The sequence below is a fragment of the Streptomyces sp. NBC_00876 genome, from assembly GCF_045207435.1.
Taxonomy (GTDB): domain Bacteria; phylum Actinomycetota; class Actinomycetes; order Streptomycetales; family Streptomycetaceae; genus Streptomyces.
The window spans coordinates 125,129-139,082 of sequence record NZ_CP108801.1 but is presented as its reverse complement, the minus strand read 5'-3'; the positions used below and the strand labels follow the sequence as shown (position 1 = coordinate 139,082).

General features: G+C 68.6%; 13 protein-coding genes. 3 read left to right on the top strand and 10 right to left on the bottom strand.

All coding sequences use genetic code 11. The features are described from left to right. Positions 1 to 410: 410 nt before the first annotated feature. Both OG782_RS37745 and OG782_RS37740 read right to left on the bottom strand, forming a co-directional pair. On the bottom strand, positions 411 to 551 hold the full coding sequence (locus tag OG782_RS37745) for a hypothetical protein (RefSeq protein WP_331742436.1): 141 nt from the start codon (positions 549 to 551) through the stop codon (positions 411 to 413). 539 nt (positions 552 to 1,090) lie between these two features. Next, positions 1,091 to 1,516 (bottom strand): heavy metal-responsive transcriptional regulator, encoded by a 426-nt coding sequence (locus OG782_RS37740; protein ID WP_331742433.1) that lies wholly within the window; start codon positions 1,514 to 1,516, stop codon positions 1,091 to 1,093. 84 nt (positions 1,517 to 1,600) lie between these two features. On the opposite strand from OG782_RS37740, the gene OG782_RS37735 reads away from it, so the two are divergent. Beyond that, on the top strand, positions 1,601 to 1,915 hold the full coding sequence (locus OG782_RS37735) for a thioredoxin family protein (protein WP_331742431.1): 315 nt from the start codon (positions 1,601 to 1,603) through the stop codon (positions 1,913 to 1,915). A gap of 646 nt (positions 1,916 to 2,561) precedes the next feature. Here the strand turns inward: OG782_RS37735 and OG782_RS37730 are convergent. The 3 genes from OG782_RS37730 to OG782_RS37720 all read right to left on the bottom strand — a co-directional run bounded on the left by OG782_RS37730 (position 2,562) and on the right by OG782_RS37720 (position 6,040). Further along, entirely contained in the window at positions 2,562 to 3,632 is a 1,071-nt protein-coding gene (locus OG782_RS37730; protein WP_406459588.1) for a ParB/RepB/Spo0J family partition protein, read from the bottom strand. A 95-nt stretch (positions 3,633 to 3,727) separates the two neighbouring features. After that, positions 3,728 to 4,882, bottom strand: coding sequence for a ParA family protein (locus OG782_RS37725; RefSeq protein ID WP_331742425.1), 1,155 nt, complete (start codon positions 4,880 to 4,882; stop codon positions 3,728 to 3,730). 252 nt (positions 4,883 to 5,134) lie between these two features. After that, positions 5,135 to 6,040 (bottom strand): S41 family peptidase, encoded by a 906-nt coding sequence (locus tag OG782_RS37720; protein WP_331742422.1) that lies wholly within the window; start codon positions 6,038 to 6,040, stop codon positions 5,135 to 5,137. Between the two features lie 57 nt (positions 6,041 to 6,097). On the opposite strand from OG782_RS37720, the gene OG782_RS37715 reads away from it, so the two are divergent. Then, positions 6,098 to 6,640 carry a winged helix-turn-helix domain-containing protein gene (locus tag OG782_RS37715; protein ID WP_331742419.1) on the top strand — a complete coding sequence of 181 codons (543 nt, stop codon included), beginning with the start codon at positions 6,098 to 6,100 and terminating at the stop codon, positions 6,638 to 6,640. A 123-nt stretch (positions 6,641 to 6,763) separates the two neighbouring features. Here the strand turns inward: OG782_RS37715 and OG782_RS37710 are convergent, their stop codons facing one another. The 4 genes from OG782_RS37710 to OG782_RS37695 form a co-directional block, all read right to left on the bottom strand. After that, on the bottom strand, positions 6,764 to 7,147 hold the full coding sequence (locus OG782_RS37710) for a DUF6009 family protein (RefSeq protein WP_331742416.1): 384 nt from the start codon (positions 7,145 to 7,147) through the stop codon (positions 6,764 to 6,766). A 123-nt stretch (positions 7,148 to 7,270) separates the two neighbouring features. Further along, on the bottom strand, positions 7,271 to 8,836 hold the full coding sequence (locus tag OG782_RS37705; RefSeq protein ID WP_331742413.1) for a phage/plasmid primase, P4 family: 1,566 nt from the start codon (positions 8,834 to 8,836) through the stop codon (positions 7,271 to 7,273). Continuing rightward, a complete protein-coding gene (locus tag OG782_RS37700) occupies positions 8,833 to 9,909 on the bottom strand; it encodes a bifunctional DNA primase/polymerase (RefSeq protein ID WP_331742409.1) in 1,077 nt (358 codons plus the stop codon). Before OG782_RS37700 ends, OG782_RS37705 begins: the two co-directional genes overlap by 4 nt. 870 nt (positions 9,910 to 10,779) lie before the next feature. Next, positions 10,780 to 11,625 carry an NAD(P)H-binding protein gene (locus OG782_RS37695; RefSeq protein WP_331742462.1) on the bottom strand — a complete coding sequence of 282 codons (846 nt, stop codon included), beginning with the start codon at positions 11,623 to 11,625 and terminating at the stop codon, positions 10,780 to 10,782. Between the two features lie 126 nt (positions 11,626 to 11,751). Between OG782_RS37695 and OG782_RS37690 the strand changes: the two genes are divergently transcribed. Further along, on the top strand, positions 11,752 to 12,423 hold the full coding sequence (locus OG782_RS37690) for a ScbR family autoregulator-binding transcription factor (RefSeq protein WP_331742406.1): 672 nt from the start codon (positions 11,752 to 11,754) through the stop codon (positions 12,421 to 12,423). Between the two features lie 26 nt (positions 12,424 to 12,449). On the opposite strand, the gene OG782_RS37685 is transcribed toward OG782_RS37690, so the two are convergent. After that, positions 12,450 to 13,952, bottom strand: coding sequence for an FAD-dependent monooxygenase (locus OG782_RS37685; RefSeq protein WP_406459583.1), 1,503 nt, complete (start codon positions 13,950 to 13,952; stop codon positions 12,450 to 12,452). Positions 13,953 to 13,954: the final 2 nt, after the last annotated feature.

Genomic DNA, 13,954 nt, shown 5'->3' with positions numbered 1-13,954 from the left:
CATTGAACGGGGCGGCCGCTGACGGCATCATCGCTGCGCGATGGGTAAGCGGGGGCCCCCGCTTCGCGGGGGCTGGTGCGGTTCGCTTCGCTCTCCGTGCCCGTGCTTCGCACGGGCTGGCGCCTCCGCTTCGCTCCAGGCACCGGTGGATGGGTCCCCGCTTCGCGGGGACCTTGGTGTTGCTGTGTCAGGGGGGTTTTGGCGCCCCGCCTTTGGCGGGGCGCCAAAAGGGGATTCCGCTTCGCTCCATCCCCAGGGCCCCTTCCGGCTTCGCCTGCAGGGACCAAAAACCCGCTTCGCGGGTTGGCTGGCTACGGGGAGGGTGGGGGTGGTTGGTTCGGCTGCTGCATCATATTGATGCAGCATGTAGCGATGGTAGATGTGGGGCGTGCCCGGGATGGCCCACATCGCTACACCTCATCTTGCTGTCCGACCCAGCTCACCTCGTCACCGCGACCATCGAGCGCCATCAATCGCGTGACCGCCGCCTCCCGCCCCACACCAGCCGGCAGCACCCAATCGATGAAGCCACCGGCATCACTGTCTGCCATCAGCCCCTCCCGCAGACGCCCATCCCCGCCCCGGAAACGCTGCCCACGGCCACACACCTCACTCCACCACGCAACACCACATCCCACCAACGAGTGACAACCCAGCAATCCACACAATCAAAGCCCGCACGACCAGCCCCCACACACACGACAGCCATCCTTCAGCGGGAAACGACACCGGCCATCAGCAGAAAAACGACACGACACAACCCACCCACCCACCAGGCAAAAACCACCCTGAAAACCCTGTCACCAACCACTGCAACCCACACGACGCGCATAGCCATTCGCCGGCCTCACGCGCCTCGGTGCCGGTACATCAAGCCTTGCCCGGAGGCGATCACCGAGCTGACCTGCCTTGCTCACGCCAGGCAACGCCCGACGCTGGCTGCATCATGGTCGGGGTGTTGCCGTGGTGTCGTTGTACGACCAGCGCAGGAACCTGAACCGGACCGCCTACGTCCTCGACGAGCGGATGGGCAGGCTCGGTCTGCATCTGGTCTCCACGCGCGGCGCTTTCGCGGAACTCTTACAGACCTTCAATTGTGAGGGGCGGCGAGTGACTCCTGCGGCGACGTGACGATGGTGCAGATGTCGTCCTTGGTGCAGGCGGCCGGATCGGTGGCGGCGGCCCGGCGAGCGAGAGCGGTGAGCGCGTCGCGGGTCTTGGCCAGTTCGGCCAGGCGGCACTCGATGTCCTTCAAGCGCTCGTCGATCAACGCAGTGACGTGTCCGCAAGGCGCCTGGCCCCTGTCGCGGAGCGTGAGGACGGAGCGGATCTCGGCGAGGGTCAGGCCGGCGCCCTGGGCGTCGCGGATGAAGGCAAGTCGGACCGCGGCCCGGGCAGGATAGTCGCGGTAGCCGCCTGGAGTGCGCGGCGGCGCGGGCATCAGACCGGACTGCTCGTAGAAGCGGATGGTCTTGGTGCTCAGCCCGCTGATGGATGCGAGGTCTCCGATGCGCATACCTCCAGGCTACGCCTTGACCTTCCATCGCACTGGAAGGTCTACGGTCATGATGTACGGCTGAAGACTTGAGAGGAGACGGCGATGCGGATCACGGTGCTGACAGTTCCGGGGTGCCCCAACGCGGTGCCGGCGGTCGAGCGTGTCACCGTCGCGCTAGCGGGACGGGCGGCTGAAGTGGTCCTGGTCGAGGTGCACGACCAGGAGCAGGCAGTCGCACTCGGGATGAACGGCTCGCCGACGATCCTGCTGGACGGCATCGACCCGTTCGCCGCGGCCGGGGTGGTGCCGTCGGTGTCGTGCCGCCTGTTTCGGGATGCTGTCGGCACAGCCGCCGGGGCACCGAGCGAGGCAGCCCTGCGTGCGGCGATCGACGGTGTGGGTGTGCGCGACCTCTGAACTTCCTCACCAGCAACGCCACCGCCCGCGCCTGGATGGACGCACATCCCGAGGTTCCCGGCCGCGTCGTCGGCCAGCCCGTGCCGAGGAGATCGCCGCCGAGACCTTCGGCCCCTTGCTTGCTCCCTGACTTTCGCCCGCGGGCCCGGCGCGGAACTCCTCCTCTGCGCCGTCCTCGTCCCGCCTACTGGGCCTGGCGTCCAAGGGCTCGGCAGAGCGTGGATGTTGTACGCGTACAACATCCCGCCGCCACCTCCCCCAGCCCGTCAACGTTGTACGCGTACAACATCCCGCCGCCACCTCCCCCAGCCCGTCAACGTTGTACGCGTACAACATCCGAGAAGTCCTTCGGGAGGCCAAGGCTGGGCCGGTGCTTTCGTTCTGACCTGTCTCAGTGAAGATTCACGGGTCTCATCGGAGACAGGCTCCGAACGCCTGGGGAGGTTCTATGGAGCGAGATGTTCAGCTGGTGAGCACCAACAAGGACGGTGTCCTGCCACACGTGCTCTTCTGGGATGTCGTTCAGACCGTGTCGACGAAGCCAGCCCGCACGCAAATGTTGTACGCGTACAACATTTGCGTGCGCCCGGAGGCCTTCCGGATGTTGTACGCGTACAACATTGGGCCTCACTTCACAGCGGGGGAGCTACTCGCTGTCCGCCCGTTCCAGCAGCAGGTTGGCCAGCTCTGTCAGCTCGTCTGCGGACATGTGGTCGGCCAGGGCATCGGCCACCTGCTGCACGTGGCCGAACTCGATCACTGCCCGAGCTGTTGGCGCGGCGGGGTGCCGTTCCTTGTTCTGTACCGGAACCACGGTTGCGGGTCGGTCGATCGGCACACCGGTTCGTGTGGGGGAGTGCTTGGGATCGGGGACTGCGCGGTGGGGTGGTGTTGCGTGAGTGTCGTCGGCCGGCTTCAGCGCGGTCGGAGACTCAGTCGTCGTCTCTGTGGCGTCCAGGTCTGCCGGGGCGGGGGAGGGGGAGGGGCTGTCGTGCTGCTCCGGTTCTGCTGCGGGCTGGGTGCGACTCTTCGCCTCTGCGAGGAGGGCGCGCTCTGCCTCGCGTTCAGAGGACCGGGCCGTCTTCTCGTCCTTCAGCGCCTGCAGCAGATCTGCGGCGGACATGAGGCCCTGGTGGTCCTTCAGGTGGCGGACGAGGAGGCGCCCGTCGCGTTCCGGGAGGTCGCCGGAGCTGAGCATCTGCTGGATCTCTTCGGGCAGCTCGAGCAGCGACAGCTGGTGCGTGACCCAGGAACGGTCCTTGCCCAGGTTCTCCGCAGCCCGGGATCGGGCTCCGCGTGCCGATTCCTCGGCGCAGACCTCGACGAGTTCGTTGATGCCTCGCGCCCGTTCGATGATGTCGAAGTCCGCGCGGTCCAGGTTCTCCTTGAGCAGGTGGTTTATGAACGTCTCTCGCGAGGCCGCCAGTTCATCCCGGACAACGAAGTCCAGCGCGTCCAAGCCGACGTGGGAGGCGCTGCGGTAGCGGCGCTCGCCGTTGACGAGGATGTGGTCGGCGTCGCCGATCCGGTTCTCGTGATCCGGCCACAGATTCAGGTAGACGTCACGGGAGACGGCCACGCAGGCGGCGAGCTGGGCGGTTCGCAGTTCCTCACCGAAGCGGGTCAGTTCTTCCTTGGTGCCGAAGTTCCGCCGCGGGTTGAGGGGGGTGGGGGCGACCTCGTTCAGCCGCAGGCGGACGAGCTCGTATGCGGGCACGTCGCCTTGGGTGACGGCCTTGGCGCGACCGCGTGCGCTGCGGCCGCGGGGAACGTTTCCGAAGGAGGAGCCCGTTCCCAGTCGGTCGGCTGCCTTCATCGGTTCACCGCCAGTGCGATCGTGCGCAGGACCTCGGCCTGCTCGCAGTCGGGGGCCGATGTGAGCAGCGGCTGCTTCAGGCGGGCCGCCTCGCGCTGTTCCTTGCGTTCGGGGATCACGCCCAGCACCGGCGGGTCTCCGATGGCCTTCCAGCTTTCGAGGGAGGAGGTGGCGATGTAGCCCTTGCGGCTGTCGTACATGTTGACGATGAATCCGATTTTGCTGATGTCGACGTCGAGGTCGGCGGTCAGGTCTTCGATCTGGTCGAAGAGCATGTCGTAGGCGTCGGCGGAGGAGTCCTCGGCCAATACGGGAATCACGACGCCGGAGGCGTCGGGCTCCTCACTGTCGCGGGTTCGGCCGTAGTACAGGGCGGTGTCCATGGAGTAGCCCAGGCTGGGCGGGCAGTCGATGACGATGTAGTCGAACTCGCCCTCGAGCGGCTCCAGCGCCTTCTCCAGAGCGGTCTCCTTGATCCGTACGTGCCGGGTGGTTGCCAGCTTGGCGTCCAGCAGGAACGCGTCCTTGCATCCGGGGAGCAGGAACAGGCGGCCGCCGAAGCTTCCTTCCTCTATCGGGACGAGCAGGTCGCGCAGCTTTCCCCTGCCTTCCCCGAGCATGTGCTTGGCCAGGCTCGGGTTGTCGATGTCGAGCATCGGGTAGCCCAGTTGCTTCGTCAGATGGCACTGCGGGTCGAAGTCGATGAGCAGGACGCGCTGTCCGGCCTCGGCAAGCGCCTCGGCGACGCCCGCGGACGTCGCGGTCTTGCCCACGCCGCCCTTCTGGTTGCCGAAGATCAGGCGCCGGGCTCCGGTTGTGCGGGGGACACGGCGGGGGGAGGGGTTGCTGTCGAGCCATAGCCGGATCGACTGTGCCATGCCCTGGTTGAAGGCGATCCCGCGGCCCTTGCATACGTCCTTGAACTGGCCGTACAGCCCGGCGGGAAGGTAGGTCGCGAAGGAGGCGCCGCCGGACGTGTCGACCTGCGGCCGCGGGGAGTCTTCGATTCTCCAGGCGTGGACACCTTCGGTGACGGCGTCCTTGATGTCCACGCCCAACTCGGCTGCGCGGATCTTGAGTTCTTGCCGTAGGGAGGCCGGCAGCTTCGCAACTACCTTTTCCCGATCATCTGGGCTGTATGGGACGGTCATGCGGGTACCTTACTCACCCCATGGTCAATGGCAAGGCAACACCCCGGGCGGAGATTGAACCTTCGTCGAGTGCGGCCGTAGAGCGTGAGTGACCTGTCTCGCTGGAGTCGGGCCCGTCTCGGTCTGTCCGGGTCAGGTCAGGGTTGTTCAAGTCAGCGGCCAGCTGTTCGTACTCGCTGGTCCGTCGTGGCTCACCGACAATGTCTGATACGGGCGGCACTGCGTGCGGTGCTGTCGGTGGGCTGGACTGGGTCAGCCTGCCAGTCGGGCGAGGGCCAACGCGTGCGCGTGGTCGAGGGAGTCAGCAGCGGCGCAAGGGATGTCCGGCTGCACGCCGATGCCCTCCCAGTTCGTGCCGGAGACGGGGTTGATGGCGCGGCCGACGGGGACAGTGGCTTCCAGGTGTGGGTGCACGGTCCAGCCCTTGCACGGATGTGCGCCGCCGCGGGTGCGCTCGCCGACGACCAGGGCGCGGCCGAGCTGCTGCAGGTCGTACGCCAGCTCCTCAGCGGCAGAGAAGGTGCTGTCGCTGGACAGCACATACAACGGCTTGCTGCCACCGAAGCGCACGCCGGGAACGTGCGGCAGGCTCCAGGACTGCTCGCTCCGCTCGCCGCCGCGCCAGTACATGGTGTTGAGGTGGGTGCGCTCGTCGAGCAGGTAGCTGCAGACGAAGGCGACCGTGTCCGGGTCGCCGCCCCGGTTGGCGCGAAGGTCCACGATCAGCGCCTGGGCGCGGGAGGCCAGAGTGAGCGCGGCGCTCAGCGGCTCGGCGGCCCAGTCCAGCGGAAACAGCATCGGTGCCAGCTTCACTACAGCGACCCCTCCATCGAGCAACTCCACCAGGGGCGCACCGCCCAGAGAGGTATCGAAGTCCCGGCGCATCGAGTCCAGGGTGGCCGCCCCCTGCTTCGGGGAGACCGGGGCGGCGTGGTGCTTCAGTCTCAGGTGTCGGTCGCCGTTGACGGACTGCAGGTCCGCGGTGACCAGACGGGCGAGCTCCTCGGCGCCACCGACGTCGTAGGCCCCTTCGGCGAGGCGTCGTTGCAGCAGGCTGGCGAGTTGCTCGGCTATCTCGGGGAAGACGTAGTGCTCGGTCAGCAGCCGGGCTGTCTCGTCGATGACCGGGGCGGGCGGAAGATTCGTCAGAGTCGTCATGGCAGGGAGTAGAGCACTGGCCTTGCGAAAGCGTCAAGAGAGTTAGACACTTTCTCTATGGACGACCACCCTCCCTATCAGCCGCCCCCGCAGGACGTTCAGGAGATCGGTGCGCCTGAACAATTCGCTGCGCTCGCCCACCCGTTGCGTCAGCGGCTGCTCTTCGCCCTGGGGCACCGGCCTGCCACCATCAGCCAGCTTGCGGCGCAACTGGACGCGAAGAAGGGCAACGTGGCCCACCACCTCAAAGTGCTCCGCGAAGCCGGGCTGGTCCACGTCGCCGAGACCCGCAAGGTCCGCGGCGGAACCGAGCAGTACTACCAGCGCACGGCCCGCCACATGGTCGTCGCCGAGCCTCAAGCGGCAGGCACCGCCGCGATGCTCGCCGCTGTCGCCCAGGAGCTGGACCGTTCCCCCGCTGAGACCCGCCTGACGCTGCGCCATCTGCGTCTCAGCCCCGCGAAAGCAGCACAACTCGGCGAGGCCCTGGCCAAACTGGTGGACGAGGCCGAGGAAGACGCAGAGGACCAGCCCGTGCACGGTGCACTGGTGGCGCTCTATCAGCAGGCTCTGCCTACCAGGGCCACCGGTTCCGCCTAGGGGCTTTCGTTTCGATCAGGCCGGATCAGGGAGCGAGGTCCGGTGCATGCAGCTCCAAGGCGGAGGCCTGAGCGGCCGGCGCCTCACCCTCGACGTGCGGTACCGCGGCTGTCGCGACCGCGCTCAGGTGGTGGCTTCTATCGCCGCGGCCAGTCCGCGCTGGGAGCGGGGGGTCTTGTCGCCGACGCGCCTTGGACGGATGGTGCTCGGGTCGACGGCTTCGCCGGGGGCGCCCTCGTGGTACGGGCCGTCGGGGTCGGCGTCGCGGTCGTGCGGGAGGAGGAAGAAGACCCTGCGCAGGTGGAGGCCGCTGTCGGGGTCGGCTTCGGTGCGGGCCTCGAGTTCGGTGTAGCCGACCATGCGCCCGTCGCGTTCGTATCGGGGCTTGCCGCGGCGGCGTGCGGTCTTGTCCAGGGCCTGGCGTACGTAGTCGAGGTTGTCGGGGTTCTCCAGCCAGACCACTGCGTTCTCGTGGTGGAGATCGCTCTCGTTCAGCAGCGAGCTCATGGCTGCAGCCCCTTTGTGTTTCGGCCGGCCGGGAGAGGGCCGGGGTCGGTGTGAGCACGTTCCCGGGTGGGGGCACCGTGTCCATGGTAGGCCGGTCCGGCGGATGTGTGCCGGGTGCGTGGGTCAGACATGGCCGGCCCTGGAGTCGTCGTCGGCGAGGAGTCCCAGGCCGGGGTAGTACTTCTTGCCGCTGGACTTCATCATGTCGGCGGGTGAGGCGAGGGAGAGTTCCTGGCGCACACGGGTGGCGAAGGCGCGGGCGGTGGCGGGCCGGATGCCTTCCCCGGCGCTGCACCAACTGCTGTAGGTCGCGTACAACAGGCCTTGTTCGACACGGAGGTCGCCGGGGGAGCGGTCGGTCCCGCGGTCGGGGAAGTCGGTGGTGCAGCACTCGGCGAGGAAGCGGCCGATGTGGTCCTCGGTGGTGGCGTAGGCCTCGGTTGCCGTGCGGACGGTGGCGGGTCCGGTCAGCGGGTCCCGGGTGACGAGGTAGAGCTTGGCGCCCTCGATGAGCCATTGCAGGATGCCGGGGCCCTCGCTCTGGACGAGTTCCTTGGCCAGGTTGTCGATCTTGCGGGCGGCGGGCACGACGCGTTCGAAGGGGATGAGGCGGATGCGTCGCCAGAAGGCGTGGCCGCCGGTGCCGACTTCGGGGCGGTGGTTGCCGAGCAGCCAGAGTTTGTGGGTGGGGTTGAAGCTGAAGTAGTCCTGCCGCATGCGGCGGGCCATGATGCGGTCGCCGCCGGTCAGAAGCTTGACGCGGGATTCGTCGAACTTGTCGTTCGGCTTGAGCTCGGAGCAGACGACGATGCGCCGGCCGTGGAGTTCGGTGAGTTCGGTGGAGTGCTCGGAGAACTTGCCCTTCTCCATCAGGAAGCCGGGCGGGGCGGCCTGGGCGTAGTCGCCGAGGATCTGGGTCATGACGTCGAGCAGGACGGACTTGCCGTTGGCGCCCGTGCCGTAGAGGAAGGGCAGCACCTGGGCGCCGACGTCGCCGGTGACGGAGTAGCCCAGGAGCAGGTGGAGGAAGTGGATGGTCTCCTCGCCCTTGGCGTCGTCGCCGAAGGTGTCGTGGAGGAAGCGGTCCCATCGCGGGGTGGGCATTGCCTCCGGGGCGACGCTGGTGGCCCGGGAGTGCATGTCGGCCTCGGGGTCCGGCTTGTGGAGGTGGCCGGTGTGGAGGTCGACGACGCCTGCGGGGGTGCACAGGGCGTACGGGTCGCCGTCCAGGATGTCGGGGTCCAGGGCGAGCGCCGGGGATGCCTTGGCCTGGGTGAGCATCGCCTTGATGCCGGGGGTCGACATGGAGCGCCGGCGGTGGGAGGCGAGGTCGCGTGCGGTGAACTGACCGGTGGGGTCGGTGGCGGGCATCTGCTCGGCCAGGTCACCGGCTGCCCAGACAGCCGCCTTCTCGCCGCCGGTGCGCTTCCAGCGGTACTGGTCCCAGTGGTACCAGCCCAGGCCTTCGACGTGGCGGAACTGGTTGCCGAACATCATCGCGAACAGTTTGGCGTTACCGCGGTCGGTGAGGAGTCCCGGAAGGCGGCCCTCCGTCGCGGGCGGCTCGTGAACGGCGGAGGTGTTCTGCTGGGCGGGCAGGCCGGGTCGGCCCTCGTGGACTTCGAGAGCGAGCATCTGCTGTGCTGCGGCAGTGGCGTCGAAGCGTGGGCTGCTGCCGGCGCTGCTCATGGGCGTCCCTTTGGATGAAGCGGCCGGGCGGCGCCGGCGGACAGGGCAGAGGCGATGACGGAGAGGTTGTGCCGGCTGCGGTAGGGGCGTGCGGCATCGGCGGCTGTGGTGAGCAGTTCGCGTGCCCGGCTTTCCGTGAGGTGGCCGCCGGCGATCAGACCCCCGGCGGTGTAGGCGGCACGGTTGAGCTTTTCGGTGAAGGCGGTTCCCTCCGTGGCGGCCGCGCACGCTTCCACCTGGGCCAGCAGGGGCTCCAGAAGCCGGTCGGCGCGTTGCCCGGCTGGTCGTGAGGATACGGGGCGGGGAGCCGGGACCGGGGCGCGCTCGGTGCTCATCGGGTGGCCGGTGCGCAGGAGTTCCGCAGCGAGCCAGTCGGGGAGCGGGGCGGGCAGACGTGCCGGGCCGACCGGTGTATACGTCCCGGTGGGCGTGCGGGTGGCCGGGGTGACGATGTAGCCGCCGGTTGACCGGACGTCGACCTGCCAGGCGAGGGCGACCTTGGGGCTGGATCCCACCGAGGAGCGGTAGCGCGGCCCTTCGGGCGGTGTGCGGTACCAGACGTGGAGTCCGCCCGACGGAGTCCGTACGCGCAGGGTGTCGGCGTCGTCCGCCGGGCTCTGGTGGCCTCGGAGCGCCGCCAGCAGGGCGAGGGTGTCGAAGCCTGAGGCCAGGCCTGCCAGGTCGACGCTCTCGTGGATGGGGATGCCGGGCAGGAGCTGGTCGCGGTGCGGGACTTCGGCACTGTGAGCATCGATGTCGAGCACGACGAGGCCTGCCGGGCCGCAGGAGACTCCGACGCCCAGCGCCGGGTTCTTGCCCCACCAGGCCGCCAGGAGCGCCGGATTAGTGGTCGCCGCGTGGAAGCCGTGACACCAACGGCCTGCGGGGAGGCAGGGGCAGTCCGCGGGACGGTGGGGTTCGTCGCGGCAGGCCTGGCAGTTGCCGGCTGGAGTCTTACGGCCGGCTGCCAGGGGGTGGACCGGCCAGCCGTTCGCGGCGCACCAGCAGGCAACGTCGTAAGGACTGGTGGTCGCCGCCCGGCGGGAACCACTGGTCTCACGTTGACGCGGCACGCTGATTGTCCTTGTCGAGGGGCCAACAATTTGCTCAGCCCCTGAGAGAAAGGCCAGGTCACAGCGTTTCTACCGCCAGGCAAAGGGACTGAAGGGACTGAGTTTTCCAATCGGCTCAGAGCCTACAGCAGCCACCCCGGCAGGGGCGGGACTGTTCCCCGCCTTGGGTCCCTTCAGTCCCTTTGCCACCTGGGGAGTTGGGGTGGCCGTCCGCCTCCGAACAGACCGGCCAGGTTTTCGAGCCGGGCGTGTCGGGTTGGGAGCCGAGGGGGACCAAGGGAGGGACCGAAGGGTCTGAGCGTTTTCGGTCCCTCTCTAGTCCCTTCGGTAAAAGGCCAGGTCAGGGAGTGTTTGGCTGCTCTTCGAGGGACTGAAGGGACTGAGAAGTCGCAGTTATCAGCGCTTCAGGGATATATACATCTGTATACGCGGGTACGCATACACACGCACCCGTAATCAGTGGAACAGGGAAGTTGAGTCCCTTCAGTCCCTTCGGTCTCTGTCTTGAGCAGGCGTCAAGCCTCTGACCTGGGTTTTTGTCTGAGGGACTGAAGAGGGACCAAGAAGGGACCGAAGCGGTGAGTCCCTGGCCCGCCCGCCATGGCAGTTATCCAGGTTGTCTTTTTCCGCCGTAGCCGGTCTGCGCGGGCTGCGGGTTCTTGCGAACGGGGGAGTAGCTGACCGAGGAGACGCCGGCTCGGCCTGGTCCGGTGGCACGTCGGGCCGGTCACGGCAGACGTTCAGCTCGTTCCGCTTCGATGCGCTCGTCGACGAGCGCATCGACGTGATCCAGGCCTTCACCGCCTGGGTGAGATCGCGGGAGAGGGCGCTCCGGCCCTGAGCGACGGTCCGCGTACCGCCGCGGGGCCGTCATCCGCCGCCGAACGCTCCCAGATGGTCGCTCGCCCACCCGTGGAAGGTCCCGGCCGGGCGGCCGAGCACCGTGGCGACCGTGTCGTCCACCGCGGCCTTGGAGCCCTTGCGCTGACGTTCCGCGCTTTCCAGCAGTGCGTCGACGATGTCCGCCGGGTAGCGGGCGCTCAGTGCGGTGCGTGCCCGGTCGGGGGGGAGCTCCTCGAAACGGATGGGGCGGCCCAGCAGTTCGGCGAGCTGAGCCGTCTGCTCGGCCGCCGTGATGGCCTGAGGGCCGGTCAGGGTGTGGACCGTGCCGGCGTGGCCCTCCTCGGTGAGGGCCCGTGCCGCCACCGCCGCCACGTCGCGCGGATCGACGCAGGCGTTCGCCGATGTTCCGTACAGGGCCCGCACCACGTCGTCCGAGCGGATGGAGCGTGCCCAGGAAAGCGCGTTGGACATGAACGAGCGAGGACGGAGCAGGGTCCACTCCATGCCGGACGTACGCAGCAGGTCCTCGTTGTGGCGCTGCCACCGGGTGATGAGGTCCTCGGCCCCGTGGTCCGCCACGGCGGCCGCGGACAGTTTCACCACATGCCGCACCCCGGCCGCGCGCGCGGCCCGCAGGAAGCATGTGTCGTCGTTCCCGCCGGGGTTGGTCACCAGGAAGGCGGTGTGCACCCCGCGCAGGGCATCCGCCAGCGAGGCCGGGTCCGTGAAGTCCCCGTGGACGGTCTCGGCCGCGGGCGGCACATCTGTGACCCGCCCGGGGTCCCTGGCCATGATGCGCAGGTCCAGGTCAGCGGGGATCTCACGGACCACTTCCCGCCCAATGGTTCCGGTGGCACCGGTGACAAGGATCATGGCCGCAAACTCCTTCGACATATTCCCGGTCCCTCCGTATGGCGGAGGCAGCCTGTAAGATACGAACTGGACGGTTTCTTTACCGGTCTTCCGGTGTTCGACCACCCTGAGGAGGGAGGAGACAGAGTGGCTGAGCAGCTACGCGCCATCCGTACCCGTCAGACGATTCTTTCGGCAGCGGCCAAGATCTTCGAGGAACACGGGTACCAAGCAGCCACTATCTCCCAGATCCTCACCGAGGCGGGAGTGACCAAGGGCGCCCTCTACTTCCACTTCCATTCGAAGGAAGACCTGGCCCAGGGTGTCCTCGGCGAGCAGGACCAGCGGATCATCGTCCCGCTCCGCGCCTCCAAGGTGCAGGAGATCGTGGACGTCGTGATGCTGCACGCCCACCGCCTGCAGACCGACCCCATGGTGCGCGCCGGCGTCCGGCTGACGATGGACCAGCTGACGCAGAGCCTCGACCGCAGCGGCCCGTTCCTGCGCTGGGGCGAGGTGGGTGTCGATCTGCTCCAGCAGGCCAAGGCGCAGGGTGAGTTGCTGCCGCACATCACGCCGGCCGAGACGGCCGAGGTGATCGTGGGCTCCTTCGCCGGTATCCAGGCCATGTCGCAGGCCGTCTGCGAGTACCGCGACCTGGTGGTGCGGGTCTCCGCCCTGATGCGTCACGTGCTGCCCAGCGCGGTCGTGCCCTCCGTCCTCGCTTCCCTGGACCTCTCCGAGGGCCGGGGAGTCAGGGTCTACGAGGAGGCCGTCAAGGCGGCCGAGATGCGGGACGTCCTGGAGCCCGCGATGTGAGAGCCGGGCGTCCCGCGGCAGCGGAGTCACGGGCGCCCCACGTCGCTGTCGGCGAGGAAGTACGCGGACAGTGCCTGGGTCAGTTCGCAGCCGCCCGGAACCCACGCGATGTAGCCGTCGGGCCTCAGCAGCACCGCCTCGTACGGCACATCGGGGGTGGGCCGGGCGCTGATGATGCGTACGGTTCCCTGCCAGGGCTGGGCCGCCTCCCGGTGGCTTTCGGCCTTCTCGCCGAACAGCAGCAGGAGCGGCCTGCCCTCGCGCAGCAGCCCGATGACATCGCTCTCGCCCTCTTCCGTGCCGAGCGCGGTGTTGCTGAGGAACGTTCCCGCCGCTGTGCCGGATGCCCCGGTGGGGTCCGGCAGCACCGTGTCCTGGGCGCTGATCAGGCCGCTGAGGTGGCCGCCCTCGCCCTCCGCCGCCAGAAGCCCGGTGAACAGCCTGCGCAGGGCGTCGGATTCGGGACCGGGCCGCATGAGGGCGAGCTGGGCCTGTGTCTGGTCGACGACGCGCCGGGCCAGGGGCCGGCGTTCCAGGTCGTAGGTGCCGAGCAGGTCCGGGCCAGCCGAGCCGTGCACCGTCAGCGCCAGCTTCCAGCTCAGGTTCAGGGCGTCCAGCACTCCGGTGCTGAGCCCCTGCCCGCCGATCGGGAAGTGCACATGCGCGGAGTCGCCCACGAGCAGGACCCGTCCTGCCCGGAAGGTCCGGGCCAGCCGCGCGAAGTCGCTGAACCTGCTGAGCCAGAACGGTGCGTCCATCTCGATGTCCCGGCCGGCGATCCGGGACACCTCCTGGCGCAGCTCCTCCAGGGTGGGCGGCAGTTGCCGGTCCGGGTGGGCGCCGCCGCAGTCCAGCGTGCGGATGTGCGTCCTGCCCGCCGCGTCACGCTTGATCACGAGCCAGCCGCGTTCCGTGCGGTGCCAGCCGTTGCGGAGCGCCTCCGGCTCCGCGAGCGTGACGGCCCCCATCAGGGCGGACACGGTGGCCGGGTAGCTGTCGGATTCGATGCCGGCCCGGTCGCGGACCGTGCTGCGGGCGCCGTCCGCCCCCACCACGTACCCGGCGAGACAGACCGTGCGCCCCTGCGGCCCGTCGGCCGTGACCCGGACCCCGTCGTCGTCCTGGACGGTCTCGGTCACCCGGTGTTCGCGAAGGATGCGTGCGCCCGCCGCCCGCGCCCGGGCCTCGAAGTGCCGCTCGAGCTCGGCCTGGGGGCATTTGAGGATCGGGGCGGGTTCGCGCGGGGGAGCGGTGATGGTCAGGCCGGGCAGACCCGCGAAGTGGAAGGGGCTCGATACCGCTTCTTCGCTGTACGGGGGCTGCTGCCCCGGCAGGTGGCCGCGCCGGGCCAGGGACTGCACCGCGCGTGCGTGCAGCGTGGTCGCCTTGGGCTGGTCGGACACATCGGCCCGGGACTCCAGGAGTACGGTGTCGACGCCGTATCCGGCCAGTTCGGCGGCGACGAGCATGCCGACCGGGCCCCCGCCGACCACGACCACCTGTGCCTGTACGCGGCGTTCCCCCTGCACAA